Source organism: Bradyrhizobium sp. i1.15.2, from assembly GCF_040548425.1.
In the GTDB taxonomy this organism is placed as follows: domain Bacteria; phylum Pseudomonadota; class Alphaproteobacteria; order Rhizobiales; family Xanthobacteraceae; genus Bradyrhizobium; species Bradyrhizobium canariense.
This window is the reverse complement of record NZ_JBEPRQ010000068.1, coordinates 1-3085: the sequence shown is the minus strand read 5'-3', so window position 1 is coordinate 3085 and position 3085 is coordinate 1. Positions and strand designations below refer to the sequence as shown.

The window sequence follows — 3085 nt, the reverse complement described above, 5'->3', positions numbered from 1 at the left end:
CGCCGCTTCAGCTTGGCATTGGTCGGCTGCATGTTCACCATCATGCCGCGGTACACCCGGCCAAGGCGCAGCATGATTCCTGAGGAGATCAGGTTCAGCACGACCTTTTGCGCGGTGCCCGCCTTCATCCGCGTGGAGCCGGCGATCAGTTCGCGGCCGGTCTCGATCAGCACCGGAAACTTTGCCGACGCCAGCAGTATGGTGCCGGGATTGTTGGCAACGCCGATCGTCACTGTACCAAAAGAGCCTGCCTGCTGCAGCGCCGCGACCGTGAATGGCGTTGTCCCGCTGGCGGCAACGGCAATCACAACGTCGTGCGGCGTGAGCCGCGCGGCATTGATCTGTGTGACCGCGTCATCGATATCATCCTCAGCACCTTCGATGCTGGTGACGAACGCGCTGTCTCCGCCGGCGACGATGAAGTGAACGCGCTCGCTGGGCCAGGCGAAGGTCGGCATCAACTCGGCGCCGTCCTGGACCGCCACGCGGGCTGAGGTGCCGGCGCCGACATACAAAATGCGTCCATGATCACCCAGCGCCGCTTTGGCCGCCTCGGTCGCCGCAGTAATCGCGGGAAGGGCATGGCCGATCGCCGCGACTGCCGCAAGCTGGCCCTCCCACATCGCTTCCATCGCCGACGCGAGCTGCCACGCATCGAGATCGGCAAAGCGGGGGTCGACTTCTTCGGTGGCCATATTGTTGATCCATGCTCCATTAAACGCGGAACTTTGAAGCCTGCTCATGGTCAGCCTCTCTCTTGGGCAGGTCTTTGCTGGCCAACTCAAGCCGTCCTCGCGCCACCAGTAATGCGCCGGCCGCCGCGTCCGCGTCGGGATACCGCAGGCGGGCGCGCAGGTCAGGCGTCAGCCAGGGCGTAATGGCATCCGCGAGCCCGCCTACCAGCGAGAGCCGGTCAATCCCTCTCGCCAGGAAAAGATCAAGCAGATCGCCAATGGCATCGGCCGCGCGTTCGACAATGCGACGGCCGACCGGATCGCCCTGGTTGGCGTGCCGTATCACGATCGGCGCGAAGGCAGCGTAGTCTGTGGCCCTGGCTTCTTCCGACCAGGCCACCGCCTGATAAGGATCATGATCGAATGCGCCCAGCACCTCTGAAAGCAATGGGGTAAGCTCGCCGCGGCGATCCGCGGCCCGCAGCGCCAATCGAACAACCTGCAGGCCGATGTCGGCTCCACTGCCTTCGTCCGACACGGGAAAGCCATAACCCGCGACACGGATTTCGCGGCCGTCGATCAGACCGACACCCACGGAGCCTGTGCCGGCTACCACGATGGCGCCATCCGCGCCGCTATGGGCGCCAAGGCAGGCCGCCAAGCCGTCGCTGATGAAGATCAGGGACGCAAAGGGATGCGCCATCTTGTTGAACGCTGCTTCCGCGCCCCGGCGGCCAAGACCGGCAAGGCCAATTCCGGCGTGCATCCGCGCGAAATCCTCGCGCGTCAGTCCGGCCTGTGCGGCGGCCGCTTCAGTGGCTTCCATGATGGACCGCCAAGCATTGTCAAAGCCAATCCGCGTCGTGGCTGGCCCCGAGCTCGCTGCACCGAGCAGCGTGCCATTTTCGTCCTCGATCCGGGCGCGGCAGCGAGTTCCACCGCCGTCAATGCCGAGATACGTGGTACCTTTTGTTCCCATGGAAAGTTAACGCCAAGGTTTCGCTCCGGGTCCCGCCGAAGCTGCCTGGTGTACATTTGAGGGCCTTCCACGGGAGTCGCCTCACGAGCCCGTGACTGCCATTCTCGGATCAATACAGATGGGCAACGCTGGTTATTCCGCTCCCACGATTTCCGCGCAGCACATCTTTGATGGTGCCGACATGCGCGGGCCAGGGTCGGTCAGAATCTCGCAGGGGCGGATTGAAAACATCACCTTCGGCGAGGCGGAGGCGCGCGCCTCAATCCATCTTCCCGCAGACGCGATCCTTGCACCCGGATTCATCGACATTCAGGTCAACGGAGGCGGCGGCGTTCTTCTCAACGACCAGCCGACGGAGGCTGGCGTCCGACGCATCGTTGAGGCGCACCGCAAGGCGGGGACCACCGGCTGCTTGCCGACCCTCATCACCGATCGCAGCGAGGTCATCGAGCGATTGGCTGCGGTCGGCCAGGCTTGCCTGAAGATTCCCGGCGTTCTCGGCTTTCATCTGGAAGGACCGGCCCTCAACAGGTCTCGCAAGGGCATTCATCCGGAAGCCGAGATACGCGTGCCCGATCGGCGCGATCTCGCGGCAATCAAAAGTTTTGGGGGGTGCGGCCGCTCCATGGTGACCTTGGCTCCGGAATGTGTGCCCGAGTCCATGATCGATGAATTGATCGGCGCTGGATTGCGTATCGCGGCCGGCCACAGCGACGCCACCGCAGCCGAAATCGGGCAGGCGGTCGATCGCGGTGTCTTGGGCGTGACTCATCTGTTCAATGCCATGTCGCAGTTGAGCGCCCGGGAGCCGGGCCTGGTGGGCGCCGCGCTTTGGGATGACCGGCTGTTTGCAGGGATCATCTGCGACGGCATCCACGTTGATCGCGCCGGTTTGCGCGTTGCGTTCCGCTGCAAGGGACGTGATCGATTGATGCTTGTCACCGATGCCATGCCATTGGCGGGCACCGACGACCGGCAATTCATGCTGCAAGGAAGGCAGGTCACATTGCACGAAAATCGCCTGACGGGCCCCGATGGCACACTCGCTGGCGCTCACCTCACCATGATCGAGGCGGTGCGCAACGTTGTTGAGCTGCTCGAAATCTCCCTTGTCGATGCTCTCATCATGGCCTCTCGGACGCCCGCGGCATTTCTGGGCCTTGAGTCCGCGCTTGGACGGATCGCGCCCGGACACCGCGCGGACCTTGTCGCCTTCAATCCGAACTTTGAAATCGTCGGCACATGGATAGGCGGTGTCGGTTCGATGGGCAGAGAACTTCACGCTGAAGATTGAAGGAGAGGACGCAAGTCGGCGGCCCGGTTCATAGCGGACCACCGACTCGCAACCGCGACACTGAGGCGGGCGGTGTTGGCCATCTCTTCCCGCTGGTGCTTGGGAAAGCCTCCAAGAGACCCGTCAAGCAACAGTGGC

At 63.5% G+C, this 3085-nt stretch carries 3 protein-coding genes; 1 reads left to right on the top strand and 2 read right to left on the bottom strand.

Features of this window, described 5'->3' with window-relative positions:
• A partial coding sequence (locus ABIB80_RS39180; protein WP_354129638.1) for an N-acetylmuramic acid 6-phosphate etherase occupies window positions 1–695 on the bottom strand: 695 nt, incomplete at its 3' end.
• Window positions 696–714: 19 nt separating this feature from the next.
• Window positions 715–1653, bottom strand: coding sequence for a glucosamine kinase nucleotide-binding domain-containing protein (locus ABIB80_RS39175; RefSeq protein WP_354129637.1), 939 nt, complete (start codon window positions 1651–1653; stop codon window positions 715–717).
• A 118-nt stretch (window positions 1654–1771) separates the two neighbouring features.
• On the opposite strand from ABIB80_RS39175, the gene nagA reads away from it, so the two are divergent.
• Window positions 1772–2947 carry an N-acetylglucosamine-6-phosphate deacetylase gene (gene nagA, locus ABIB80_RS39170; protein ID WP_354129636.1) on the top strand — a complete coding sequence of 392 codons (1176 nt, stop codon included), beginning with the start codon at window positions 1772–1774 and terminating at the stop codon, window positions 2945–2947.
• Window positions 2948–3085: the final 138 nt, after the last annotated feature.